The 26520-nt window shown below is 46.4% G+C and carries 28 protein-coding genes and 1 other annotated feature; all 28 genes read right to left on the bottom strand.

Going from position 1 to position 26520, the window contains the following annotated elements; genetic code table 11:
• Window positions 1–160: 160 nt before the first annotated feature.
• Window positions 161–1465 (bottom strand): solute carrier family 23 protein, encoded by a 1305-nt coding sequence (locus N288_RS08675; RefSeq protein WP_035403544.1) that lies wholly within the window; start codon window positions 1463–1465, stop codon window positions 161–163.
• A gap of 142 nt (window positions 1466–1607) precedes the next feature.
• Entirely contained in the window at window positions 1608–2150 is a 543-nt protein-coding gene (gene pyrR, locus N288_RS08670) for a bifunctional pyr operon transcriptional regulator/uracil phosphoribosyltransferase PyrR (protein WP_009795986.1), read from the bottom strand.
• 216 nt (window positions 2151–2366) lie between these two features.
• On the bottom strand, window positions 2367–3272 hold the full coding sequence (locus tag N288_RS08665) for an RluA family pseudouridine synthase (RefSeq protein WP_009795987.1): 906 nt from the start codon (window positions 3270–3272) through the stop codon (window positions 2367–2369).
• On the bottom strand, window positions 3247–3735 hold the full coding sequence (gene lspA / locus N288_RS08660; RefSeq protein ID WP_022543702.1) for a signal peptidase II: 489 nt from the start codon (window positions 3733–3735) through the stop codon (window positions 3247–3249). The genes N288_RS08665 and lspA overlap by 26 nt, the downstream gene beginning before the upstream one ends.
• 99 nt (window positions 3736–3834) lie before the next feature.
• On the bottom strand, window positions 3835–4176 hold the full coding sequence (locus N288_RS08655) for a hypothetical protein (RefSeq protein WP_022543701.1): 342 nt from the start codon (window positions 4174–4176) through the stop codon (window positions 3835–3837).
• Between the two features lie 194 nt (window positions 4177–4370).
• Window positions 4371–7142, bottom strand: a complete 2772-nt coding sequence (gene ileS / locus N288_RS08650) for an isoleucine--tRNA ligase (RefSeq protein ID WP_009795990.1) — start codon at window positions 7140–7142, stop codon at window positions 4371–4373.
• A 92-nt stretch (window positions 7143–7234) separates the two neighbouring features.
• Window positions 7235–7479 (bottom strand) — a binding site (T-box leader).
• 44 nt (window positions 7480–7523) lie between these two features.
• Window positions 7524–8039 carry a DivIVA domain-containing protein gene (locus tag N288_RS08645; protein WP_022543700.1) on the bottom strand — a complete coding sequence of 172 codons (516 nt, stop codon included), beginning with the start codon at window positions 8037–8039 and terminating at the stop codon, window positions 7524–7526.
• 122 nt (window positions 8040–8161) lie between these two features.
• On the bottom strand, window positions 8162–8935 hold the full coding sequence (locus N288_RS08640; protein WP_009791731.1) for a YlmH family RNA-binding protein: 774 nt from the start codon (window positions 8933–8935) through the stop codon (window positions 8162–8164).
• 108 nt (window positions 8936–9043) lie between these two features.
• Window positions 9044–9307, bottom strand: a complete 264-nt coding sequence (locus N288_RS08635) for a YggT family protein (protein WP_009791730.1) — start codon at window positions 9305–9307, stop codon at window positions 9044–9046.
• Window positions 9308–9313: 6 nt separating this feature from the next.
• The gene (locus tag N288_RS08630) at window positions 9314–9754 is read right to left on the bottom strand and encodes a cell division protein SepF (RefSeq protein WP_009791729.1); all 441 of its coding nucleotides are present in this window, start codon (window positions 9752–9754) and stop codon (window positions 9314–9316) included.
• Between the two features lie 16 nt (window positions 9755–9770).
• Window positions 9771–10442, bottom strand: coding sequence for a YggS family pyridoxal phosphate-dependent enzyme (locus N288_RS08625; protein ID WP_009791728.1), 672 nt, complete (start codon window positions 10440–10442; stop codon window positions 9771–9773).
• The gene (pgeF, locus tag N288_RS08620; protein WP_009791727.1) at window positions 10443–11270 is read right to left on the bottom strand and encodes a peptidoglycan editing factor PgeF; all 828 of its coding nucleotides are present in this window, start codon (window positions 11268–11270) and stop codon (window positions 10443–10445) included.
• Window positions 11271–11343: 73 nt separating this feature from the next.
• Window positions 11344–11613 carry a YlmC/YmxH family sporulation protein gene (locus N288_RS08615; RefSeq protein ID WP_009791726.1) on the bottom strand — a complete coding sequence of 90 codons (270 nt, stop codon included), beginning with the start codon at window positions 11611–11613 and terminating at the stop codon, window positions 11344–11346.
• Window positions 11614–12092: 479 nt separating this feature from the next.
• On the bottom strand, window positions 12093–12872 hold the full coding sequence (gene sigG / locus N288_RS08610; protein ID WP_009791194.1) for an RNA polymerase sporulation sigma factor SigG: 780 nt from the start codon (window positions 12870–12872) through the stop codon (window positions 12093–12095).
• 143 nt (window positions 12873–13015) lie between these two features.
• Complete coding sequence (gene sigE, locus N288_RS08605) at window positions 13016–13735, bottom strand: RNA polymerase sporulation sigma factor SigE (RefSeq protein ID WP_009791193.1); 720 nt, start codon at window positions 13733–13735, stop codon at window positions 13016–13018.
• Window positions 13736–13779: 44 nt separating this feature from the next.
• Entirely contained in the window at window positions 13780–14718 is a 939-nt protein-coding gene (gene spoIIGA / locus N288_RS08600) for a sigma-E processing peptidase SpoIIGA (RefSeq protein WP_009791192.1), read from the bottom strand.
• 270 nt (window positions 14719–14988) lie between these two features.
• On the bottom strand, window positions 14989–16155 hold the full coding sequence (ftsZ, locus tag N288_RS08595; RefSeq protein WP_009791191.1) for a cell division protein FtsZ: 1167 nt from the start codon (window positions 16153–16155) through the stop codon (window positions 14989–14991).
• Between the two features lie 41 nt (window positions 16156–16196).
• The gene (ftsA, locus tag N288_RS08590) at window positions 16197–17477 is read right to left on the bottom strand and encodes a cell division protein FtsA (RefSeq protein ID WP_009791190.1); all 1281 of its coding nucleotides are present in this window, start codon (window positions 17475–17477) and stop codon (window positions 16197–16199) included.
• 126 nt (window positions 17478–17603) lie between these two features.
• Window positions 17604–17963, bottom strand: a complete 360-nt coding sequence (locus N288_RS08585) for a small basic family protein (protein WP_009791189.1) — start codon at window positions 17961–17963, stop codon at window positions 17604–17606.
• On the bottom strand, window positions 17963–18691 hold the full coding sequence (locus tag N288_RS08580) for a DUF881 domain-containing protein (protein WP_022543698.1): 729 nt from the start codon (window positions 18689–18691) through the stop codon (window positions 17963–17965). Before N288_RS08580 ends, N288_RS08585 begins: the two co-directional genes overlap by 1 nt.
• Window positions 18692–18738: 47 nt before the next feature.
• The gene (locus tag N288_RS08575; protein WP_009791187.1) at window positions 18739–19461 is read right to left on the bottom strand and encodes a DUF881 domain-containing protein; all 723 of its coding nucleotides are present in this window, start codon (window positions 19459–19461) and stop codon (window positions 18739–18741) included.
• Window positions 19418–20215 carry a cell division protein FtsQ/DivIB gene (locus N288_RS08570; RefSeq protein WP_009791186.1) on the bottom strand — a complete coding sequence of 266 codons (798 nt, stop codon included), beginning with the start codon at window positions 20213–20215 and terminating at the stop codon, window positions 19418–19420. The genes N288_RS08575 and N288_RS08570 overlap by 44 nt, the downstream gene beginning before the upstream one ends.
• Before the next feature lie 203 nt (window positions 20216–20418).
• The gene (gene murB / locus N288_RS08565) at window positions 20419–21327 is read right to left on the bottom strand and encodes a UDP-N-acetylmuramate dehydrogenase (RefSeq protein WP_009791184.1); all 909 of its coding nucleotides are present in this window, start codon (window positions 21325–21327) and stop codon (window positions 20419–20421) included.
• 54 nt (window positions 21328–21381) lie between these two features.
• Entirely contained in the window at window positions 21382–22485 is a 1104-nt protein-coding gene (gene murG, locus N288_RS08560) for an undecaprenyldiphospho-muramoylpentapeptide beta-N-acetylglucosaminyltransferase (protein WP_009791183.1), read from the bottom strand.
• Window positions 22486–22765: 280 nt separating this feature from the next.
• The gene (spoVE, locus tag N288_RS08555) at window positions 22766–23866 is read right to left on the bottom strand and encodes a stage V sporulation protein E (protein ID WP_022543696.1); all 1101 of its coding nucleotides are present in this window, start codon (window positions 23864–23866) and stop codon (window positions 22766–22768) included.
• Window positions 23867–23975: 109 nt separating this feature from the next.
• Entirely contained in the window at window positions 23976–25328 is a 1353-nt protein-coding gene (murD, locus tag N288_RS08550; protein WP_009791180.1) for a UDP-N-acetylmuramoyl-L-alanine--D-glutamate ligase, read from the bottom strand.
• Complete coding sequence (gene mraY / locus N288_RS08545) at window positions 25329–26303, bottom strand: phospho-N-acetylmuramoyl-pentapeptide-transferase (RefSeq protein ID WP_009791179.1); 975 nt, start codon at window positions 26301–26303, stop codon at window positions 25329–25331.
• Between the two features lies 1 nt (window position 26304).
• Window positions 26305–26454: a hypothetical protein gene (locus tag N288_RS25080; RefSeq protein ID WP_009791178.1), complete on the bottom strand. Its 150-nt coding sequence runs from the start codon at window positions 26452–26454 to the stop codon at window positions 26305–26307.
• Window positions 26455–26520 lie beyond the last annotated feature (66 nt).

Genomic DNA, 26520 nt, shown 5'->3' with positions numbered 1-26520 from the left:
TAACGGAGGCGGGCAAGGCTGTAAAAAAAGCACCCTGAACCTGGTTCAGGTGCTGAAAAGTCAACATGCCATACTGCACGGGAAAAAGCAGCCGAGCTTCCTCCCGCAGCACATCAACACCCTTGCAAGCCTCTCTGGACTTCTTTAAAAAGTGTCTTTCTTATGCAACATTACTTTTTTTTTCGGTTTCCGCTTCAAACATATCTTCTTCAATCTGAGGTTTGCCTGGCAGGATCAGGTTGAGCACCACACCGCAGATTGCCGCGAGCGCCATACCTTCCAGATTTAATCCGCCCAGAGTTACATGGGCTCCGCCGATCCCGATGACCAGGATGACAGACGAGATGACCAGATTCCGTTTGTCCCCAAAGTCCACCTTGCTGTCAACCAGCATTCTCAGTCCGGACGAGGCGATGATGCCGAACAGCAGGATGGAAACCCCGCCCATCACAGGTGTCGGGATTGAAGCGATCAGCGCAGTGATCTTGCCGATGAAGCCAAACACGGTCGCAACTACTGCGGCACCGGCCAGCACATATACACTGTAGACCCTTGTGATCGCAAGGACGCCGATATTTTCGCCGTAAGTTGTTTTAGGCGGTCCGCCGATCAGCGCGGAAATGATGGTTGCCATCCCGTCCCCGAGAATCGACCTGTGAAGTCCCGGGTTTTTAATATAATCCCTGCCTACCACTTTGCTGAGAACAAGCTGGTGGCCTATATGCTCTGATAAAGTGACGACTGCTACAGGCACCATCAGCAATGCGATCTTCAATGATGACAGATCAACTTTATAATCTGCAAATGGAATGAGGAAATTTGGTGCTTCAAACCACTTTGCTTCGAGAACCGGAGTGAAATCTACAAGACCCGCAAATACGGAGTATATATACCCGATGATGATCCCGCCAAGAATCGGGATCATGCTCAGCATCCCTTTAAAGTAGATGGAGAAAACAATCGTGGCCGCCAATGTGACGAGGCCGGCGGAAAAGTACAGGAAGCTGTATTCCCCGTCTGCATTGTTCATTGCCATTCCTACCGCTGTGCCTGCAAGACCAAGTCCGATGACAATGATGACCGGGCCGACCACAACAGGCGGAAGCAGCTTCATGATCCAGCGATAACCTGCTTTTTTAATGATAAGCGCCACGATGCCGTATACCAGGCCGGCCATAAAGCTGCCGATCATGGCTGCGCCCGGCCCGCCTGCAGTCTTCGCTGCGATGATCGGTGCGATGAAGGCAAAGGATGAGCCAAGATATGCCGGAACCTGCCATTTTGTGATGATCAGAAAAGCAATGGTTCCAAGTCCGCTCGAAATGAGTGCAATGGCCGGATCAAGTCCGACGAGGTAAGGAACAAGAATGGTTGCGCCGAACATGGCGAATAAATGCTGGATGCTTAAGGTAATCCATTGAAATGGCTTTGGTACTTCGTTTACGTCTAATAATGGTTTATTCATGGCTTTGTCTCCTTTGTATTCGTCTTTTCCCCGCAAAAAACCCTCTTGCTTTTTCGCACAGAGGGCATAGGAGCACAGCTGAAAAGACACCAGCCATGTTCCCCTTTGCCAGCCTCTCTGGACTGCGTTAAAAGGGGGATGTTCAGTTTTCAAAGATGCTTACTTGATCGGTTTCATCTACTTCCTTCAGTTCAACGACTATTTTTTCCGAGCTGGAAGTCGGTATGTTTTTGCCTACATAATCTGCCCGGATCGGGAGCTCTCTATGGCCCCTGTCCACCAGGACTGCCAGCTGAATCGCAGCCGGTCTGCCGATGTCTACCAGGGCATCGAGGCCCGCTCTGACTGTCCTGCCTGTATACAGTACATCGTCGATGAGGATGACTTTTTGATTGGTGATATCCTGCGGAATGTCGCTGCCTTTGACCAGCGGCTGATCGTCATCCGTTTTCTTTGTCAGATCATCACGGTACAGCGTAATATCCAGCTCCCCGACAGGGATCCTTTTACCCTCGATCTGTTCAATCCTGTCAGCCAGGCGATTTGCCAAGTAGATGCCTCGGGTCCTGATCCCTACAAGCACACATTCATCTATCCCTTTGTTCTTCTCAATGATTTCATGGGCAATCCTGGTCAATGCCCTCCTGATTGCCTGTTCATCTAATACCACTGCTTTTTGTGTCATGTTATCACCCTCCAGCATCAGGCTGCACGATTCTTGTATAAAAAAACCTCCCGCCTGCACGACGAGAGGTTTGGCTGCACTTTTAGTGCAGGAAGGGGAATCCCTTCCGTATCCGATACCTTCTCAGTCTCACAGGACTGGTCTTAAAGGTCATATTCATTAAAGCTATAGTAAAATATTTTAGGACAGATGTCAACGATTATTATTTTTTAGATGCTACTTGCCCAGTTTTTCCAGGAGTTCCGAGAAGTATGCCGGAAGTGGAGCCTCAAATTCCATGTATTCCCCGGTTCTTGGATGCACAAAGCCCAGAACACCTGCATGCAGTGCCTGTCCGCCGATTTCAAGTGTCTTTCTTGGCCCGTACTTCGGGTCCCCTGCCAGCGGATAGCCGATATATTTCATATGAACGCGGATCTGGTGGGTCCTTCCTGTTTCAAGCTGGCATTCCACATGGGTAAAATCCTTGTAGCGGTGAATCACATGAAAATGCGTGACCGCATGCTTTCCGCCATCCACCACTGTCATGCTCTGCCTGTCTTTAGGATCCCTTCCAAGCGGAGCATCAACCGTTCCATAGTCATGAGGGATGGTTCCATGAACAATTGCCTGGTACTTCCTTGTCACGGTTTTTTCAACAAGCTGATTCACCAGGCTTTCATGGGCCATATCATTCTTGGCAACCATCAGCAGGCCTGATGTATCCTTATCGATGCGGTGAACGATTCCCGGGCGCAGGACGCCATTGATGCCGGAAAGGTCCTTGCAGTGTGCCATAAGGCCATTGACCAGCGTTCCTGATGCATGACCCGGCGCAGGATGGACGACCATTCCCTTAGGCTTATTAACGACAAGGACATCACCATCTTCATAATAGATATCAAGGTCCATCTCTTCCGGTAAGACATCAAGCTCTTCCGGTTCTGGGAATGATATTTCAATCTTATCATCAATGCTGCATTTATAATTCGTTTTAGTTCCCTGGCCGTTGACAAGGATATGGCCATCCTTGATCATTTGCTGCGCCTGTGATCTTGACAGCTCTTCGTTCAGCAGTGAAACAGCTTTATCAAGCCTTTCCCCTGCCACTTCTTCATTAATGATGTATTCCATTTTCTCCATTCGATTTCTCCTTCGCTTCCCGCTCTTCCCGGAGCATTTGTATCATCAGTATGATTACCCCGACAACCAATGATGAATCGGCCACATTAAAGACAGGAAAATCATATCCAAAGATATATGTGTTGACGAAATCAACCACTTCTTTGCGGAAAACCCTGTCGATAAAATTGCCGATCGCCCCTCCGAGCATTAATCCCAGTGCGATGCCAAGCAATCGCTTCCCTTTTGCTGCGGTCTTGATGTAATAGACAATACCTATGATGACGGCAACTGTAATAACATAGAAAAACCACATTTGCCCTTCAAGAATTCCCCATGCCGCCCCCCTGTTGCGGTGCGATGTGATATAAAGAAAATTCTCGATCACCGGGATGCTTTCACCAAGCTCCATATTTTTAACAATCAGCCATTTGGTCAGCTGATCCAGAGCAATAACAAATAAGGCAATTATGTAATAAAACACAAAGGCTACCTCCAATTTGAAGTCATTACCTTAGCATTTTAGCATAATCTCCATGAAAACGACACCTTTTATCCACTATGAAGGCTGCTGCTGACCGGTTCAGCCTCTCATAATCATCATCAAGAAAGAAGCGGTGTCTGCGGACGGTTCAAAAACTGATTCCATCGGCTTTCGGCAAAACGCCCCAAGCTTATCATAATCTGACAATGCTACCATAGTTGGGATGACTGACAGCAGATTTTCCGGTATCAATTCCCCGGATATTTCACATTTTCCGTATTCCCCTTTTTCCAATTTTCCGATGGCGCGGTTAATATCGGCCAACTCATCATATATTAATGGCTGGATAAGGGCTGAGCATCTTCCGCTTTCCAGCCTCTGAAGCAATTCCTCTTTAGTTGCACGGAGTTCTGAATAGAGCTTTTCAAATGAGCTGTCCATTGCCGCTTCCTCCGTTCTTCTTTGTTTAAAATTATTATCTCCGGCCTGGGCGCACAGAACCTGATAAACATTTAACAAAGAGCACAAAGTTTAGATAAGGTGGAAGGATTTATCGAAAAAAAGGTAATCTTTCGGGGGTTAGGTGACAGGAAAAAAATCAAAAACCGGCTGCACCAGGCAGCCGGGTCTTGTTATTATGCCAAATGGCTATAGTTGTTTTTTACAACACTTGCACAGCGCGGGCAAAGCGAAGGGTGGCTGGAATCAGCACCGACTTCCGGTGTAACTGTCCAGCAGCGCTCGCATGTTTCGCCTTCTGCTTTAGACACAAGAATTGCCGCTTTGTCGAGCTTGAGGGCTTCTTCAGGCGCCTCGCCATACTCTCCGCCGATTTCAAAGGCGGAAACGATGAACAGCTGTTTCACATCTTCTTTAATGCTGTCAAGAAGGCTTCTAGTTTCAGCCGTTGGATAAAGAGTGATCTTTGCTGCCAGGGATTTCCCGATCACTTTTTCATTTCGTGCCTCTTCAAGTGCTTTAAGCACTTCATCGCGCAAATTCATGAATGATGTCCATTTTTTCATCAGTTCATCTGCATTAGGAAGCTCTTTGTATTCAGGCATGTCTGTCAGCTGTACACTTTCTTCCTTCGCAGCAGGGATAAAGGACCATACTTCATCAGCTGTATGAGAAAGAATCGGCGCAGTCAGCTTTGCAAGCGCAACAAGGCTTTCATAAAGCACTGTCTGAATCGCACGGCGGTCAGCATTATCTTCGGCCTCGATGTAAAGAACATCTTTGGCAAAATCCAGGTAGAATGAACTTAAGTCCAATGTACAGAAATTGTTGATCGCATGGTAAATGCCTGCGAATTCATAGCGGTCATAAGCTTCCTTGACGTTTTTGACCAGCTTGTTCAGCTTCACGAGCATGAACTGATCGACTTCCCTGAGGTTTTCAAAGACAACTGCATCTTTCTCAGGATTGAAGTCAGCCAGGTTCCCAAGCAGGAATCTGAATGTGTTTCTGATCTTGCGGTAAACCTCAGCAACCTGCTTCAGGATCGGGTCAGAGACTCTTACGTCTGCCTGGTAGTCTACAGATGCCACCCAAAGACGCAGGATATCTGCTCCAAGCTGGTTCATGACCTTCGCCGGAACGACAACATTTCCGATGGATTTACTCATTTTCCTGCCTTCGCCGTCAAGTGCAAAGCCGTGGCTAAGAACGCCCTTATACGGCGCCTTTCCAGTTACTGCCACTGAGGTGGACAGGGATGAATTGAACCAGCCTCTGTACTGATCAGAGCCTTCAAGGTAAAGGTCTGCAGGACGCTGCAGATCATCGCGTTCTTCCAGGACAGCCTGGTGGGATGAGCCGGAATCAAACCAGACATCCATGATATCCGTTTCTTTTGTGAACTTGCCATTCGGGCTGCCAGGATGTGTGAACCCTTCAGGCAATAGCTCTTTGGCCTCTTTCTCGAACCAGATATTGGAGCCGTGTTCCCTGAAAAGGGCAGAAACATGATCAATTGTTTCATCAGTAATGATGCTGTCGCCGTTTTCAGCATAAAAGACAGGGATAGGAACGCCCCATGCACGCTGGCGGGAAATACACCAGTCGCCGCGGTCGCGGACCATATTGAACAGGCGTGTTTCTCCCCATGCCGGCACCCATTTCGTTTCTTTAACAGCTTCCAGGAGCTCATTGCGGAAGTCCTTGATGGATGCGAACCATTGCGCTGTAGCCCTGAAAATGACCGGCTTCTTCGTTCTCCAGTCATGCGGATAAGAGTGAGTGATGAACTTCAGGCCCAATAATGCACCCTTTTCTTTAAGCGCTTCGGTGATCGGCTTGTTGGCTTCGTCATAGAAGAGGCCTTCGAAGCCTTCAGCTTCATTGGTCATAAGACCCTTATCATCGACTGGGCACAATACCTCAAGTCCATATTTCTGGCCAACATAAAAGTCATCTTCACCATGGCCGGGCGCAGTGTGGACACAGCCTGTACCTGCATCAACGGTTACATGGTCGCCAAGCATGACAAGCGAATCGCGGCCATAAAGCGGATGGGAGGCAAGGATGTTTTCCAGCTCGCTTCCTTTGACTGTCTTAACGACAGCCGGGTCTTCCCAGCCAGTTTCTCCTGCCACAGATTCCAAGAGCTCTTCTGCGACCAGATATTTGCTGCCGCCCGCTTCTGCAACCACATAATTAAGGTCAGGATGGACGCTGATCCCCAGATTGGCCGGGATCGTCCAAGGAGTTGTCGTCCAGATGACGATTTGGACATCCTGATCCAATACACCTTTTCCATCTTTGACTTTAAAGCCAACATAAATGGAAGGAGAGCGCTTATCCTGGTATTCAATCTCCGCTTCGGCAAGTGCTGATTCACTTGAAGGTGACCAGTAGACCGGTTTCTTCCCTTTGTAGATATAGCCTTTTTTAGCCATATCGCCAAATACCTTGATCTGCTGTGCTTCATATTGAGGCTGCAGCGTGATATAAGGGTTTTCCCAGTCGCCGCGGACGCCAAGGCGTTTAAATTGTGAACGCTGGCTGTCAACCTGTTCATAGGCATACTCCTCGCAAAGCTTTCTGAACTCGGCAACTGTCATTTCTTTTCTCTTAACGCCTTTATTCGTCAATGCCTGCTCAATCGGCAGGCCGTGGGTATCCCAGCCTGGTACATATGGTGCATGGAATCCGCTCATGGACTTGTAGCGGACAATAAAATCTTTAAGGATTTTATTCAGCGCATGGCCCATATGGATATCGCCGTTAGCATATGGAGGGCCATCATGGAGAACAAACATCGGCCGGCCCTTCGTGTGCTCCTGCACCTTTTCATAAATATTCATTTCTTCCCATTTGCCCTGGATTTCCGGCTCCCTTTTTGGGAGATTTCCGCGCATCGGAAATTCTGTTTTTGGCATCAATAATGTATCTTTGTATTCCACTGCAATTCCTCCTGCTTTCATTTAGGTAATTTGACTTGCCGTTACCGGGCGTTTTCCACTTGAGAAAAACAAAAAAAGCCCTCTCATCCCGGTAAAGGGACGAGAAGGCTTATAGCTCCCGCGGTACCACCCTTGTAGACAGAAAAGAATCATTCTGCCCGCTCAAAGCATCCTTAACGCGGATGAAACGCCTGCACCTTACTGGTTCGGAGAACGTTCAGGCAGGTACTCTAGGGTGATCTTCCAGCAATCTGCTTATTCCAGGCTCCCACCGTCCCTGGATCGCTTAATCTTAAAAGCATATAGAATGCTGTACTGTCCCTTTCAACGCAGTCAATATTTTCTTATGATATGGATTATATTCGATTCATGCAGGCTACGTCAAGCCAGTGAGTCTTCTTCCTCAGTTGATTTCAGATCCGTTGAATCGAGCTCATACTGAAGGAGATGGTCCCAGTCCTCTGTATTGAGCATATCCAGCTGTGCTTCGATCAGCATCCTGAACCGTGTTCTGAAGACCTTTGACTGCTTCTTCAAATCCTCGATCTCCAGGGCAATCTTCCTTGCTTTTGATAAGGATTCATTCACAATGCGGTCGGCATTCTTCTCCGCTTCCTTGATGATCAGCTTGGCTTCCTTCTGTGCATTGCGCCTGACTTCTTCAGCGGCTTCCTGTGCAACGACGATGGATTTGTTCAGCGTTTCCTCAATATTGGTGAAATGCCCGATCCGGTCATTCAGATCTGTAAGCCTTTCGGAAAGCTCCTTTTTCTCCCTGATCAGTATTTCGTAATCCTTGATGATCTGGTCAAGAAATTCGTTTACTTCATCTTCGTCATAGCCTCTGAAGCCTTTGCTGAACTCCTTGTTATGTATATCTAATGGTGTTAAAGGCATAATGCCACCCCCTATGAGTCTTAAAGCATATGTATGACAGCGTGAATACGCTGATTTCTGATATTATCACAGTGATAAAGATATATTCGACATTTTCTTTTAAAATCCTGCAAAAAAATAATTTATTTTTGCTTTCCCGTAATGATTCTCCATTTATCTTTCTTTGTCTTTCCTTCTACTTCTATGATTTTAGATCGGCCTTTTCCCCTTACAGAAAGAACATCAGCTTCCCCGCAAACAAAAGAAGGATCCTCTACTTGTCCCCAATTAACTTTTACAAGACCCTGCTGGACAAAGAGCTGTGATTTTTGCCTGGAAATATTGTATATGGCCGAAATGACGGCATCCAGTCTCAGCGAGGAAACAGAAGCTGACGATTCCTCCCATGCACCTGCTGCAGTGATCGCTTTCTCCAGCGGCAATTTTTTCAGAGTGACGGAAGCTTTGCCGATCGATTCCAGCTGCATGCTTACATAGTCTTCAATTTCGCGGGAGACAAAAAACTGCGCCCTTTCATCCTGGACAGTGATATCCCCGAATTTCCCCCTCTTCAAGCCAAGAGCCATAAGGCTGCCAAGTATTTGAGGGTGTTCGATTGAAACAAATTTGCTGGGATAATTTATTTCAAAGAGCGTGATAGAGAATTCTTCTTCATCAGGGGTAAAATATTTAGGATATAGAAGGGCCCTTTTCCGCTCTGTACCCTCAGTTCCCCCGAATAAGCGAAGCTTCACGCCGGAATGCTCCCCGACAATCATTTTTACAATCTGCTGCTCTCTCGGATCAAGGAAGTCAGTCAATTTAGGTGCATAGGATGTTTCAACATAGTCCTTCCAGCCCAGAGACTGGTCGATGAATTCTTTCTCCTCAGGCCGAAAATGCTGATAAATAGACATCGGCACTCTCCTTTTATATTATTCAGGAAGGCATCTGCGGACATGTTCAAGCATATCACAGCAGCCACCAAAAAAGGGACTGCTCAGAGTCCCAAGTTATTGGTAATTCTATGCAACCCAATAATAGAGCTGATATAGTCCACTGGTGGCAAACCGCAGGACAAAAATCGCCACGATCGGCGAGATATCAATCATCCCCAGCGGCGGTATGAACCTGCGGAATGGTTCCAGATATGGCTCGCATATACGGGCTAAAAACTGGCCAATGGACGATTCTCTTGCATTTGGAAACCAGGACAGCAATATGTAAATAATCAATGCCCAGGAATATAACGAAATTATTTGACTTAAAATACCTACTACTGTTGCCATGTAGTGCTACCACCTCGCATTTTCTAGATCATGCTCCTGCATGATTTGGGAAATATTCCCTGACACCTCCACATTATCTGGAGTGCATAAAAAGATATCTGTTCCAATTTTCTGGATGTCGCCGCCTATGGCATATACCGTGCCGCTCAAAAAATCGACAATCCTTTTTGCCTGGTCCCTTTCGATGCGCTGCAGATTAACTACCACAGCCCGGCGGTTTTTAAGCTGGTCTGCAATATCCTGGGCTTCGGCATATACCCTGGGTTCAACAAGCACAACCTTTGAAGACTTCTGGACACTTTGCAGGCTGACCACATTCTGCTTTGGAGAAGCAGGCTGTTTTTGAGGCCTGACAGGTTCGATTTCTTCTTCGATGATTTCCTCTTCTTTATAGTCATATTCATCATCAAGGAAAAAAAATGTTTTTATTTTTGATTTAATGCTCATTTTTTATACCTCCTGCTTATTCTCCGACAAGAGCAGTTCCGATCCGGACCATGGTGGCCCCTTCTTCCACTGCAATTCCAAAGTCATTGGACATGCCCATGGAAAGTTCCCTGCAAGGCGCATGAGCAAGGTTTAAATCCTGGATATTCTTCTGCAGAGTTTTCAGTGTCCGGAAACAATGCCGCAATACTTCCTCATCGTCCGTCAAAGGGGCCATCGTCATCAGCCCTGCAGCAGAAATGTAAGGATAAGCCTCCAGGTCTTTTACAAACGGAATCACTTCCTCAGGAGAAAGCCCCTGTTTTGACTCTTCACCGGAAGCATTGACCTGTATCAGGCATTGGACTGTTTCTTCTGCCCGCTTGTCTATTTCCTTCGCCAGTGAAAGCCTGTCCAGTGAGTGGATATAATCGGCAATGCCGATTATATTCTTGACTTTCCTGGTCTGCAGCGATCCGATGAAATGCCATTTGGCAGCATGGCCGATTTCTTCATGCTTGGCAAGCATACCATCATCCCGGTTTTCGCCCAAATTGCCGATTCCCGCAGACACCGCCTCTTTTGCCCTTTCCGTGGAAACATATTTTGTTACAGCGATTATGGTCACTTCGCCGGGATTTCTCCCTGACCTTTTACAGGCTTCATCTATTTTTTCTTGGATGCTCTTAAGATTTTCCTCTACCTTCATCTAGCTGCAGTCAGCCTCCTTCCAGCCTATGTAGCTCATCATCCTGCCAGTCTTCCCCCCATCCCTGCGATGGGAAAAAAAGTATTCCTCATGGCAGCTGGTGCAATAGCCGGATACAATTATATTCTCTTCCCGGATGCCTGATTTCATGAGAAGCTGTTTGTTCACTTCTTTCAGATCAAGCTGGTATTGATTCTCTTTTACTTGATTATATGGTTTTTTATCGACATCTTCTAGTCTATTTTTCACTAAATTGACAACTCTGCCGTCGACAATATAACATTTTTCGCAAATGGAAGGCCCGATTGCCGCCAAAATTTCCCCCGGATCGATTCCTTCATTCTTAAAGACACCGGCCATATTTCCGGCAATCCCGCCGACAGTCCCTTTCCAGCCGGCATGTGCGGCCCCTATAGCCCCTGAATCAGGATGTGTGAAATAAAGTGGGACACAGTCAGCAAAGCATAGAGTTAAAAGCAGGCCCTGCTCAAGTGTGAAAAAGCCATCAGTCCTCCTGAATGCCTGGCCATAATCCAAAGATCCTGTTCCTGCATCTTCCTTTGATACTTTCCGTATAAAGGTTTCATGGGTCTGCTCTGCCCCCGTCCATGCTGGCAATGGAAAGCCTATTGACTCAGAGAAAATTTCCCTGTTGCCGCATACCGCCTGGACAGAATCATTTACATGAAGGCCAAGGTTGAGGCTGCTGTAGTCTCCATTGCTATTCCCTCCATTTTTCGTGGAAAAACCTGCAGCAAGGCCCGGAAACTTTTCCGTCCAGTCTTCAATGGAAAAAAACTTGCTTTCCTTTAGTACAAATGGCTCCATTTATCGTGTCCTCTTCGTGTTTTTCTTTAGTTTATCATAAAGAATGTTCGTGTTACAGAAAAAAGGAGGAAGCTTACGCATCCTCTTCCACCTGTTTGAGTTCTTCTGAGATTTTATAGCGAACAAGAATGACGTCCTCGCCGATTTTTAAAATATTTTTCCACGGAATGATGATATCCTCATCTTTTCCAAAGAATCCGAGGACTTTTCCTGCTCCGCTGATGATGACGGCTTCAATTTTTCCGCTCATCAGATTGATGTCAATATCCCCGATGCTTCCAAGTTTTTTGCCGTCGGCCACATTTACTACGTCCTTGACCTGGAATTCTGATATCTTAACCATGGTCCACCCCCGCCATTTGTTGCTTACTTGATTATATGTTGCGGAAGGATGGAATATTTTGATTTGATGGGGGGTTTTAGGGAAATATTCAATAACAGCTAAAACATCTTACGCGGCTAAGAATAACGAGATAAGTTATCTTCAATTTTTTTACTTATTGATTGGGCTGGTGATTTCCGTTGCAGGCACTTCGCTTTCCGTGGGGCGGAGTTGAGCCTCCTCACGCTTGCGCGCTGCGGGGTCTCAACATTTCCGCTATCTCCCATAGGACACTGAATTTTCTTCCCTGAAATCACATCGCACGAAGAAAATGCGCATGCATTTTATGAGGAGTCTTCGTGCCTTCCACTGCAATCAACAGGTTTTCATAAATTTTTTGGCCATTAACCCTAAATATACACACGTGGATTTTAGATCATATTTCAGCCAGCATGGAGCACTTACAAAACCCAAAACAAAAAGCTGCTTTTCAGCAGCTTTCAGCTTTGGATATTTTTGTTCATTTGCTTGATGGCGGCTTTTTCAAGGCGGGAGACCTGGGCTTGGGAGATGCCGATTTCTTCGGCTACTTCCATTTGCGTTTTGCCTTGGAAAAAGCGCTTTCTCAATATGAGCTTTTCTCTTTCGTTAAGCCTGCGCATGCCTTCTTTGAGGGCAATTTCTTCAATCCATTGAATATCTTTATTGCGCTCGTCGCTCAGCTGGTCCATGACAAATATCGGATCGCCTCCATCGTTATAGATGGGCTCGAATAATGAGACCGGATCCTGTATCGCATCAAGTGCAAACACGATTTCTTCATGGGGCACTTCAAGGACCCTGGCTATTTCCTCAGCCGTTGGTTCCTTTGACGTTTCACTCATCAGGCGTTCCCTGACCTGCAAAGCTTTGTAGGCTATATCTCTTAATGACCTTGATACCCTGATAGGATTATTATCCCTCAAATACCTTCTGATCTCACCAATGATCATCGGAACAGCATAAGTGGAGAACTTTACATTCTGGCTTAAATCAAAATTATCAATAGATTTCATCAGGCCGATACATCCCACCTGGAAGAGATCATCTACAAATTCGCCTCTGTTGTTAAAGCGCTGGATGACACTCAGTACCAGCCGAAGGTTGCCATTGACTAGGCACTCCCGGGCATATGTATCACCTTCATGCATTTGCTTGAAGAGTTTTCTCATTTCTTCGTTTTTCAAAACGGGAAGCTTTGATGTATCAACACCGCAAATTTCTACTTTATTTCGAGTCAATCCATTTCCCTCCTCACAGGAGCTGCTGTACAAAAAACAGTATCTCCTCGGAAAGGAAAAATATGCACATACCGATTTTCCATGATCCCCGGAATAAACGGCATATACAGTCTGAATAAGGGATAAGCGGGATAAAAAAAATTTTAAACCATCTTGTTGAATTCCTTTTTCAATCTTTTGATGATTCTCTTTTCTAGCCTTGATATGTAAGACTGTGAAATGCCAAGCATGTCAGCCACATCTTTCTGTGTTTTTTCCTCGCCAGAGCCGAGGCCGAAACGGAGCTCCATGATCTGCTTCTCTCTGTCAGTGAGCTGGTGAAGGGCCTTCAGCAGAAGCTTCTTATCTACATTCGCCTCCAGGTCCTTAGTAATAATGTCTTCTTCGGTTCCCAGCACATCGGACAAAAGGAGCTCATTCCCATCCCAGTCAATATTCAGAGGCTCATCGAAGGAAACCTCCGACCTGATTTTATTGTTCCGCCTCAGGTACATCAGTATTTCGTTTTCAATACACCTGGATGCATAAGTGGCAAGCTTGATTTTCTTTTCCGGATTAAAAGTGTTGACCGCTTTGATGAGCCCGATTGTCCCGATGCTGATCAGGTCTTCAATATTGATGCCCGTATTTTCAAACTTCCGGGCAATGTATACGACGAGGCGGAGATTTCTTTCGATCAGCATTGATCTTGCAGCTTTATCGCCTTTGGGGAGCTTAATCAGAAGAACTTCTTCTTCTTCTTTTGAAAGAGGGGGAGGGAGAGCCTCGCTGCCGCCTATATAGAATATTTCATCAGTCTTGAGCCCAAGTTTGATCAGCAGTTTATACCAGTAATAGGATAGGCGAAACTTCAAATTTTTCATGAGTTGTCCTCCTTCTAAATTATGTTTTTCCGAGTATAGTATTATTAACTTACCTTTTCCGCTGATTCTGCTTTTCCGGCACCTGTCATCATCTTTGGATGGATAATGCAGTCAAATGCATCATCACTGGAGAGCTGCTGCATTGTAAAAGAGATGAGCGCCTTGCCTGCCAGGATTTTTTCTTCCCCCCTTTGGATGATGATCCTGTCTGGCTTCATGGCAATAATAAGCTGATGTTCTTGTCCAACCACCTTGCAAGGAAGAATTCTCATCCGATTTTCCCAGTCAGGCGGGATTCTTGCCTCCCCCATCAGGAAAGGCTCAGGATCCTGGGAAACGGCGAGGAGAACTTCAGGAAGCTTTTCTGCCATCCCTTTTAGGGATGCAATCATGACCGGAGTCCTGGATATTGGATCATAAAGCTGATTTCCCGTATCAACAAGCCCCTTAAAGTTCAGGTCAATCCCATTAATCGAAATGCAGACCTCAGCCAGCTGGTCATATTGGATATTGGCCATTTCCATGTTTTCTCCATGCTTCCGTGAAAAATGCCAGGCAGCAGGAAATCCAAATATGACAAACATCCAGCTGATCGGATCCCCGAAGCCTTTGACACTTCCCAGCAGGACGGCTGAAGAAAGCTCAAAATCAAATTTCACAAAATAATGGGCACCTATCAAAGTCCCTCCAATGAGGAAAGTTGCCATATAAAAAGTAAACAGGCCTTTAATAAAATATCCGGCCCTTTTATATCCAAAGGCAAGGACGACCATGACAATTGAAAAAAGCAGCTTTGATAGCGGATGCCCGGAAATAGACTGAACCGGTGTTACCGCGAGCAGAACGATCATTGAGCCCGCAGCACCGCCCGCCAGTATCCGCCAAATAGAAACATCCCTTTTCAGGAAGATCGCTGTGAGATACAGCAGGAGGCTGTCAAAAAGAAAGTTCAGCAGCCAAATGATATCCAAATAAATAGCCAACCCAGCTTCACTCCAGACATATCCGGCTTATTAAGTCCGGATGCCAAAAACTGATTATTCATCTATCTATTAATCTTATGGAAAAGTATACCCCAGCCATATCATTGAAGTGTGTCACTTTCTGTAGCCTGTTTAGGAGAATTTTTTCACTATTCCCTTCGGTTTTTGTCAGTATTTTGTTTTATATGCCTGTCTAAAAAATACGAATCAATCTTAAAAACCAAAATAAAACGGCGCCTCATAATGAGGCGCCGTTCAGCGAATGCTATCTTATCTTCTTCTATTGCGGTTTCTCAGGAAAGTCGGGATATCCAATGTTTCTTCACCTTGTGAAGACTGAGATGATGAGTTCCTTACAGGCGGCTCATGGCTCTGCTCTTCGCGCTTTGGCTCCCTGTCCCTGTCCCGGTTAAGGGAAGGTGAATGCGTCTGCTGCTGTTTAGGCTGTCCAAATGATGGGCGTGCCGGTTTTGGCGCGGCCACTTCTTCATTGAACCCAGTCGCAATTACTGTAACCACGATTTCGTCTTTCAGGTTTTCATTGATAACAGAACCGAAGATCATATTGACATCCTGGTCTGAAGCGGAGGCTACGATATCTGCAGCTTCCTGAACCTCATAAAGGCTCAGGCTTGAACCGCCGGTGATATTCATCAGGACACCCTGTGCACCATCAATGGACGTTTCAAGCAGCGGAGAAGAAACAGCTTTCTTTGCCGCTTCTGCCGCACGGTTTTCTCCTGAAGAGACGCCGATCCCCATCAGTGCAGAACCCTTGCTTGACATGATGGTCTTTACATCAGCAAAGTCAAGGTTGATCAGCCCTGGAGTGGCAATCAGGTCGGATATGCCCTGAACACCCTGGCGAAGCACATTATCCGCTTCACGGAATGCTTCAAGCATCGGAGTGCTTTTGTCTACAATTTCTAATAGACGGTCATTCGGAATGACAATCAGGGTATCAACAGCTTCCTTCATGGAAGCAATTCCGCCTGCAGCCTGACCGGCACGCTTGCGGCCTTCGAATGTAAACGGCCTTGTAACGACCCCTACTGTCAAAGCGCCCAGGTCCCTTGCAATCTGTGCAATGACAGGTGCAGCTCCAGTACCTGTACCGCCTCCCATTCCGGCAGTGACAAACACCATATCTGCGCCTTTCAGTGCTTCTTCAATCTGCTCTTTGCTTTCCTCAGCAGCCTTTTTGCCTACTTCCGGATTAGCACCGGCACCCAGTCCGCGCGTCAGCTTTCCGCCGATCTGCATTTTCACTTCTGCTTTCGAGAGGTTCAGTGCCTGTGCATCCGTATTAACTGCGATGAATTCTACGCCTTGAACGCCGTGTTCGATCATGCGGTTTACCGCATTATTTCCTCCGCCGCCAACGCCGATAACCTTTATGGTCGCTAGTGAATCTAAATTAGTGTCAAATTCCAACATGACAAATCCTCCTAATTCGTCGATATTCCTTAAAGCACTGTTTACTCGAAAAAGTAGCCAAGGAACTTTTTAACTCGTGATGTAATCTTTTCTTCCGGCTGTTTTTCCGGTCTTGCTTTTGGTTGCGGTTGTTTTTGGACGCGTTTCTCCTTCGCTTCGTTCACTTGGGCAGGCTCTATCTTCCTGCCCTGAAGCCTTGCATTTTTATAGGCAAACTTGATCAGGCCGACTGCTGTTGTATACTGCGGCTCCCTTACGCCGATATAATCCGGAATAGCAATCCGGACGCGGTTCTGGAAAATGATCTGTGCCAGTTCCAGGATGCCCTGGGTGTTGGCTACTCCACCTGTCAGGACATAGCCTCCTGGCAGGTCGCTGACTCCCAATCTCTTAATCTCATTCTGGATCAGATCGAAAATTTCTTCCATCCTTGCTTCAATAATATCAGAAATTTCAAGCTGATTAAATTGCTGGTGCTGATCGCTCCCGATAATCGGGACACTGAAGACTTCATCTTCAGAAGCATGGTCATAAAAAGCATAACCGTATTTTGTTTTGATTTTTTCGGCATCCTCTGTAGAGGTCCTGAGGCCAATAGATAAATCCTTTGTAATATGGTCCCCGCCGACAGGAAGTACGATTGTTGCCTTCATGATTCCCTGCTCGAACAGGGCAACGGTTGTAGAGCCGCCGCCCATATCGACCAAGGCCACTCCGAGATTCATTTCGTCCTTTGAAAGTGCGAATGCCCCTGCTGCAAGCGGCTGGAGCGTTATGTCCAAAATTTCAAGCCCTGCTCTTTCAACACATCTCAGAATATTATGTAGAATTGTCTTAGAACCTGTAATAATGGTGCCTTCCATTTCCAGGCGGACACCGATCATGCCCCGCGGGTCGTTTATTTCATTCAAACCGTCTACAATGAATTGCTTCGGAATGACATCCACAATCTCTCTTTCAGGAGGGATGGAAACCACCTGGGCGGCATCGATCACCCTTGCAACATCTTCATCTGTAATCTCCCTGTTATCACTGGAGACTGCCACTACTCCATGCGAAGGCTGGAGCATGACATGATTTCCGGTGATGCCGACGATGACCTGCCTGATCTCCATCCCTATCATTCTCTCAGCTTGTTCGATTGCCTTTTTTATAGAATGAACGGTTTCATCTATATCAACAATTGAGCCTTTGCGCAATCCTTCAGACTTCACATTGCCTACACCGATAATGTTTAAAGAGTCGTTGACCATTTCACCAATGATTACTTTTACACTGGATGTACCGATGTCAAGACTAACATAAATTTCATTGCTGTTCATTCTCTGGCACCTCCTTTTGCAAATCCGATTATTGAACAACAATAATGCCAATTTTTAGTTTTATCTTAAATTAATATAATCATTTAAATTATTCGGCAAAACTAATATATTTCCCTTTATTCTATCTTAACTTTTTTCTACTTTTTCTCGGTTCGACCATTTGGTCAAAATAATTCTCCGGATGACCGCTATGTTTTGGAAAAGCCTTACACCAAACGCAAAAACAGCGGCTAAATACAAGTCTACACCAAGATGAACCCCCAGAAAAGCTAAAGATGCTGCCAGCAGGATGTTAAAGAAAAAGCCGGATACAAATACCTTTTCATCATATATATCCTGCAGATGCGCACGGATGCCCCCAAACAGGGTGTCAAGGGCAGCCAGCACTGCAATAGACAAATAATTGGAGTACTCATCAGGGATCCTGAAGTCCGTAAGAAGGCCCAGTATGGCCCCGATAAGCAAACCCAGTACGGGAAGCCACATTAAGAACTGCCTCCTTTTTCTTCTGCAGGTTCCATATTTTTTACCCGGATCGTGTCCTGATAGGCAGGGATAACAATGTTCTCCTTTGGCTTCAGGATAGTGACCCTGAGATTTTCGACAAAAAATTCTTCTGCCGATTTGGATACCTGCATCTGATTATAAAGCTTTTGAGCTGACTGCATATCTTCTGCGGCCGCTCTGACTTCAATCGGCAAAGAACTGACTGCATGGCCGTCGATTTTGGTTTCGCCGTTAATATCGCGGATGACGGTCGTATTAATGATTCTGTGCCCGTCAATCGATATTTGCTCAGCATCATGCATATTCAGCTCATTGACCAGCCTTTTAAGCAGATCAGGCGAAACATCACCGGGTGCATTGCCCAGGAGTGCTTCTTCAACAGCAGGCTCAATGAGGATGATAACCCCCGGACCTTTTACTTCCGTAAGGCCAGCTTCCTCTTTAAGCTCATCCAGCGTTTCCTTCAGCACCTGTTCTTTGCTTTGTTCCCGCTTATTTTCATATTGAGCAAGCTTCAGCTCGTTTGATCTGATTTCCCGTATCAGCCTCAGCTGAATTTCCTGTTCTTTCCGCAAGTCCTCCCTAAGCTGCCATGTGTCGCGGGTATCCCTCACCACCGGCTCTTTGACGGATTGGAACTGGACCGCAATCATAAAGCCGATCACAGCGGAAATTACCGTAAAGCTTATGATCTGATTCCTTTTCACGATTTCCACCTTACTTTCTCTGCTTCCAGTAAGTGGATCAGCCGTATTTAATTCCCCAGATTGGGTTCCATTTTGATTTCAGCCTTTTCCTCCAGCGAGAACTGGATGTTCTCGTTGACAAGCGAATCCTTGACTCCGCCTGTAAGGTTCAGCGCTGAAGAAAGAACCTCCGGATCGCCGATTGCTTCAATGATAAAAGGTGCCGGATGCTGCTTTCCATCAATTTCAATGACAGGGCCCTTGCACAAAATATATGAGTCATGGGAAAGGCGCTGGCCGTTAACTGCAACAGCTGAAGCACCAGAGATATACAGTTCATTGATTACCTTGAAAACATGGTGTTCATGGACAATATAGCTGTTTACATTGGCTTCGCTGGGATTATAATCCCCGTCAGCCAATGTGACCTCCACCCCTTTGCCCAGGACGGCGACTTTCCCAAGATACATCCTGTATTTTTCTGCGTCCTCTGCCAGGTTGAAATATACCTGCGCCTCTTTTGACAAATCCTTTTCGAATTGGAGAACCTGTCCCTGTTTGCTGTCCAATTCCTTCTGGAGCCTGCGGTTGCGCTCTTCCATGCTGATGAGCTGGCTTCTCAGTGCAGAGTCCCGTTCCCACTGGCTGCCTGTCATGTCTGCTTCCTCATTTTCACTTTTTGTAAAGTGATAGGAAAATGAAAGCATATAGCCGAGAACAAGGAGCACCAATGAAAGGACAACCCGCTTACCTTTCACCTTCTTCTTCTTCTTCTTCTCCACGGCTATCATCTCCTTCCGGACCGTAGGCTTTAAAATAAGAACCTACTTCCAGATCAATCACACCGCTGACCCCAGGGTCCAGCTGGCTGATGATTGAAGGATAATGCGCCATCTTTTCTGAAAAGCTCCGCAATGTTGCACTAACTTCGAACCCGTCATTCATATATAGAGTAATATGATACTCGTCCGTTTCTTTAGGAGAATAATGAATCTCCGAAATTGCGTTCAGCACCTCTTTCGGAAGGCTTTCCAGGCTGTCTATCATCTCAAGGAGGACGTCGCCCTCCTTGAATCCGAGCAGCAGCGGTGCATTAACTGGAATGTCTGTGATTTCCTGTTTGCTAAGTATCATCCCGTTTTCAAGTACAGGCAAAAAACTTTTTTCTTTCGCTATGTAGGCAATGCGATTGTGCTCAGCCACCTTGATGTCAACCGTATTGGGGAGGCGGGTTTTTATTTCAGCCCCGCTGATTTCAGGCAGCTCTTTCAGTCTACCCTCAATTGCCCCCTTATCAACCTTCCAAATATTTGTTTTCTTAGAAAGGCCGCTTACGGCAATCAATTCTTTTGTCGTGTATGTCTGATTTCCGCTAATGCTGATCTCTTTTACACGGCTTAAAGGCGACTGGAAATATATCACAAAAACAATCATAGAAAAGAATAAAAGCAATAAAACGATAAGCCTGCGGTTCGCTTTTTTCCTTCTTTGCTGCTTCAGTTTGGGAATTCGATCCTCCAGCGAGACTACGTTCCCTTTCTCCATAACCTTCACCTCACTATAAAAGCTTGAGCCGCATAATGCCAATAGCCTATCAGCCTGGCAGGCAGCATAACGTTCTCGTCAGACGGAAAGCAGAATGGGCACCGGCATATCCGGATGCCGGTGTGTCTTCTGCCGGCTTTTAAAGGTTATTTCTAAGGAAATATTATATCACAATAAATGGCAGCAGTAAGGAGAATTTCCTGTTACTTTCGGCCGATAATTTCCACTTCAGTTTCCATTTTAACCTTAAATTGGGAATAGATAGTATCTTTTACATGCTCGATCAATCCAAGAACATCTTCGGCCGACGCGCTGCCGGCATTTACGATGAAGTTTCCATGCAGCTCGGAAATCTTAGCCCCGCCGATGCTGTGGCCTTTTAAACCTGCAGACTCAATCAGCTGGCCGGCATATTGTGGAAGAGGATTGCGGAAGATGCTTCCTGCACAAGGATAATTATAGGGCTGTGTTTCTTTCCGGTAATCCTTGTTCTTTTGCATCTCTGCCACTATGCTGTCCCTCTCTCCTTCCTGAAGGCTGAACACTGCCTCAAGTACGATGCCGGGCCGCTCCTTCTGAAGAACTGATGTACGGTAGGAAAATTTCATTTGCTCATTGGTGAGCCATTCCATGGTTCCATCTTCAAAGAGCACAAAAGCTTTTTTTAGGATCTTTGAAATATCAGACCCGTGGGCGCCTGCATTCATATAGACTGCACCGCCGACCGAGCCGGGGATGCCGCTTGCGAATTCCAGGCCGGAAAGGCCTTTCCGGCTGATCTGGACGGACAGGCTCACAATAGAGAATCCTCCGCCCGCAGTCACTTCAGAACCATCCACTTCCAGTTTATCCAATCCTGGGCCAAGCTTAATGACGGCCCCTTCAATCCCTTTATCTGATACAAGCAGATTCGATCCCCTGCCTATTACCCTCCACTTGATATCATGTTCACGGATAAGCTCCATTGTTTTAATGAAATTGTCTATAGATGAAGGCTCTACAAACAAATCGGCGGGTCCGCCTATTTTCATGGTTGTATGGTTGGCCAAAGGTTCTTGTTCTTTCACTTTTCCAACCTGCATATCTTTAAGCCTGCTGATCAATTCGTCCATATATACCTCCCTTTCCATTCTTTTTACTATCTTATGTCTTTTAAGCTCTTTGGGCTACTGGCCCTTCTTACGGACAAGGTCTTCCATGACGCGGTGCAGCCTTCTGGCAGCATCCGGTATCCCCAATTCCCTGGCCGCTTTTTTCATATCCTTCAGTTTCTTCTCATCAAGGAGTATTCCATCAATTGAAGCGACAAGCTTCTTGCTGGTCAGTTCTTTTTCAAGCAGAAGTTCTGCTGCCCCGTTATCAGAAAGGGCCCTGGCATTTTTCTCCTGGTGGTTGTTGGTCACATAAGGGCTTGGCACCAGTATGCTCGGGATTCCAAGTGATGTCAGCTCTGCAAGAGTGGTCGCCCCCGCCCTTGCCACAGTCAGGTCCGTGCCGGCCAAAACCTCCGGCATATTATGGACAAATGGCTTTATGATCACATTTGGCGGATTGCCGACCAGTTCTACCTCTTTTCTGACTTCCTCATAGTGCACTTCTCCTGTCACATACAGCACCTGGTAAGGCTTATCCTGCAGCTCGGCGAGCGATTTCAGCACAGCTTCATTAATCGGCCTTGCGCCCCTGCTGCCGCCAAAAATTAAAACAGAAGGGATATTTGTCTTCAGACCGGCTGAAAGCCTGCCTTTGACAGGGTCCTGGCCAATCACTTCTGAGGCGCGGGGATTTCCAGTCAAGATAACCTTTTCAGATGGAAAAAATTCTTTTGCTTCTTCAAAACAGACTGCGATTTTATCGACATATCTGCTTAGGAATTTGTTGGTCAGTCCCGGGACACTATTTTGCTCGTGTATGATTGTGGGGATGCCAAGCTTGGCAGCTGCATAGACAACAGGACCGCACACATAGCCGCCGGTTCCGATGACAATGTCCGCCTTGAAGTCCTTCAGCATTTTCCTGCTGTCAGCTGTTCCTTTCAGGAATCTGAATACAGTTTTCATATTTTCAAAAGACAGCTTTCTTTTGAAGCCAGTGATATGTATAGATTTAAACGGGATGCCTTCTCTTTCCACGAGAGTGCTTTCGAGCCCCTTTTCTGTGCCTATATATAAAAACTCTGTGTCTTTATTCTCTTTTTGAATTTCTCTGATCAATGCGAGTGCAGGATATATATGTCCTCCTGTACCGCCTCCGCTGACTGCAATTCTCATGACTTTCACCTCAAAGAAGAGTGTTGGTATTTAGCAGGCATTAATAGCCTTAAAGGGGTGGCAGCACAAAGTCTCCCTTAAAAAACACTCTCACGCTTTACCCCATTCTACTATAATCTAAACGGCTCTAATAAGCCATAACATTAATGTCATGCAAATGTAATAAAAATCCTTAAAATATCTGGATAGTCACCCTGATTTTTGAAGCTGAACTGAAGAAAGCTTCTTTCCCTTGTAAAGCCAGCCCGGAAAGTAAAAAGAAACCCTGTCGGAAACAGGGTCAATATCTCGCATGCCGGCTTATATTCAGGAGGACTCCGATCGCCATCAGCATTAGAGTGAGGGATGAACCGCCATAGCTGAGGAAAGGGAGTGTAATCCCTGTTACCGGCATCAGCCCGGTAACAACCCCGATGTTTATCATAACCTGGATCGCCACCATCGCAATGATTCCCACGGCAAGGAAGCTGCCGTACAAATCAGGTGCTCCCAGCGCAATCCTTATCCCCCTCCAGAGGAGGAGAGAAAACAATAAAAGCACGAAAGAACCACCGATGAAACCCAATTCTTCCGCCAGGATGGCAAAAATAAAATCGGTCTGGGGTTCAGGCAGATAAAAAAACTTTTGCCTGCTCTCCCCGAGGCCAAGGCCGAATAGCCCGCCTGGCCCTATTGCATATAGTGACTGGATGATCTGGAAGCCGCTCCCAAGCGGATCCTCCCATGGATCAAGGAATGATGTGATCCGCTTCATCCTGTACGGAGCTGACAGCACCAGCCCCGCAAAGCCCCCCAGGCCGATAAGCCCAAGAACAGCAAAATGGCTTATCTTCGCCCCGGAGATAAATATCATAACCACACAGGTCCCGATCATCACGGTCCCTGTCCCAAGGTCAGGCTGAAGCATAATCATCCCGAATGCAAGAAATGCGAGCCCAAGGGAAGGGAGGAGCCCCTTGCGGAAAGAGGTTATCAGCTTTTGCCTTTCAGAAAGGTACTTAGCCAGGAACGCAATCATGGCAAGCTTCATGAATTCGGAAGGCTGGATGGAAAATGCCCCTACGCCTATCCAGCTCCTTGATCCATTCCTTACATTTCCCACCCCGGGAATAAGAACGAGAACCAGCAGTACAAAGCAAATAATTACAATTGCCTTGGCCCAGGTCCTCCATGTCCAATAATCGATATTCATGATAAAAAACATGGCCATGATGCCTGCAGCTGCAAAGAGCATCTGCCTCTTCGCAAAGAAAAAGGAATCATCAAACTTATACTCTGCCCAAATGGCACTGGCGCTGTATACCATAATGAGGCCGACTGCCAGCAGAGTAAATGTAACTAAAATCAATATAAAGTCCGGAGTAGATTTTTTTGTTGGCAACAAAATACACCTCGAATGCAAGTTTTAGGGCCTGCATGAGCATGCATTCTAGTTTGCAGCACAATGAAGATGCAGTCGCTCCCGGACGGTCAGCGCCCGGGACAAGCCCTTACTTAAGCTTATGCACCGCATCGATAAAAATGTCTCCCCTGACCTCAAAAGTTTTGTATTGGTCCCAGCTTGCACATGCCGGCGAGAGGAGAATGACATCGCCCGGCTTTGAAAGCCTGTGGGCGGCTGGTACGGCGCTAGCAACATTATCGACACGCATGATCGATTTTATTCCCGCAAGCTTTCCTGCCTCTTCTATTTTTCCGGCTGTCTGCCCAAAGGTGATCAATGTTTCTACATTAGCCAGTGAAGGGATCAATTCTTCAAAGCCATTGCCGCGGTCGAGGCCGCCGGCCAGCAGTATGACAGGAACATCAAAAGCGGCAATGGCATTTTTCGTAGCAAGTATATTAGTAGCCTTGGAATCATTGTAGAATTTCCGTCCATCCACTTCACCGATATACTGAAGTCTGTGTTTGACACCTGCAAAAGAGGACATGACCTTAAAGATCGCTTTATTATCCACGCCTGAAAGCTTCGCGGCTGCAATCGAAGAAAGGATGTTCTCCAGATTATGATTGCCGGGAAGGGATGCATCTTCCCGCTTCATGACAGGCTCCCCATTAAAGCAGATCCAGCCATCCTTTACACATGCCCCTGCCTCAAGAACCCTGCTGACAGAGAACGGCACAATCCGGGCGCGGCTTTCTTCTGCTAATTGAATGACAGCCTCCTGATCAGCATTGATAATAAAGTAATCTTCTTCTGTCTGGTTTTTAGTAATATTGGCTTTGGCTTCAAAGTAATCATGCCTTGTCCCATGATAATCCAGATGGGCATCATACAGATTTGTAAGAATCGCGATTTTCGGCCTGAAGGCCTCTATGCCCATCAGCTGGAAAGAAGACAGCTCAATGACAATGGTATGATCGGATCTTGCACCTTCAGCAACGCCTGTGGCAACCGTCCCAATATTCCCCGCAATCAACGGCGACTTTCCGCCCGCTTCCAGCATTTCATGGACAAGGGTTGTGGTTGTTGTCTTCCCGTTCGTTCCAGTGATCGCGATAAATGCTGCTTCGGAAATCTGATACGCAAGCTCCACTTCTGTAATGACAGGAATGCTGCGCTCCATGGCGCCCTCTATCATTGGATTATGATAAGGGATTCCCGGGTTCTTAACAATAAGTTCAAACCCTTCATCCAAAAGCTCTATCGGATGGTCTCCGCAAATAACCTTGATCCCCTGCTCAAGCAAGCCCTGGGCTTCCGGATTTTCAGATAAAGGCTTCATATCATTAACAGTAACGAAGGCCCCCAGCTTGTGCAGCAGAGAAGCTGCACTCACCCCGCTCTTGGCGAGTCCGAGTACAAGAATTTTTTTATGATTGTAAGTATCTATCTGCTTCAATTATAACCACACCTCGATATAGATTCCCAGGATTGCAAACAGGAGCCCGACTGTCCAGAAAGTCACTACTACGCGCCATTCCGACCAGCCGACAAGCTCATAATGGTGGTGAAGGGGACTCATTTTAAAAATCCTCTTGCCAGTTGTTTTAAAAGATATTACCTGCAGAATAACAGAAAGCGTCTCAATGACAAAAACTCCCCCGATGATGATCAGGATGAACTCAAGCTTTGTCAGGATGGCAACAGTTGCAATTGCACCGCCCAGGGCAAGCGAACCGGTGTCGCCCATGAATACTTTTGCCGGATGGGCATTAAATACAAGGAATCCCAGGACAGCACCCACAACAGCAACTGAAAAAATCGACACTTCAAATTGGGACTGGTTCCATGCCAGAACAGCAAAGGCACCGAACGCGATTGCCGCAGTACCGGAAACAAGTCCGTCCAGCCCGTCTGTCAGATTGACGGCGTTGGAAAAGCCGACGAGCCAAAAAATGATGAACAATGCATAGCTCCAGCCTAAATCAATGGACAGATCTGTAAATGGAATAGACACCTCTGTTGAAAATTCATTTGTCTGGAAGATGAAATAAAAAATGAGCGATATGATAATCTGGCCCAGCAGCTTTTGCTTAGAAGTAAGGCCTAGATTCCTTTTTAGCGCCACCTTGATGAAATCATCTAGAAAACCGAGAAGCCCAAAGCCCAGTGTGACCAGCAGGACCATATATATCTCCGCTGTAGGCTCTGCAAACTTGCTGGACATCACCAGGGTAGTCACAGTAACCGAAAGCAGAATCATGATCCCGCCCATTGTCGGCGTACCGGTTTTTTTCTGGTGCGACTGCGGTCCTTCCTCCCGGATGCTCTGGCCGAATTTCAGCCTTCTAAGGAAAGGGATGAAAATGGGAGATAGTAGGACTGTTATTAAAAACCCCATCAGGATTGTCAGAAATATTGCCTGCTCCATCATTTTATTCCCCTCCTTCCTGTAATGCCCGCTCATTCATTACTGCAATATCATATGTAGTGAGCCTGTCATTAAGACTTTTATTTTCTATCTTATGGTAGTTATGGGCAGCCATGCCGCATTCGGCACCGCTGGATTGAATAGTATTCGTCATGATCAAAAGCCTTTCAGTATATCTATTTATTATTTGTTATAGAGTATATCATCGGAGCAGCAGCTT

This window comes from Bacillus infantis NRRL B-14911 (assembly GCF_000473245.1).
Taxonomy (GTDB): domain Bacteria; phylum Bacillota; class Bacilli; order Bacillales; family Cytobacillaceae; genus Bacillus_AB; species Bacillus_AB infantis.
Note: the sequence above shows the minus strand (reverse complement) of the source record. Positions and strands in the feature narration are given on the sequence as shown.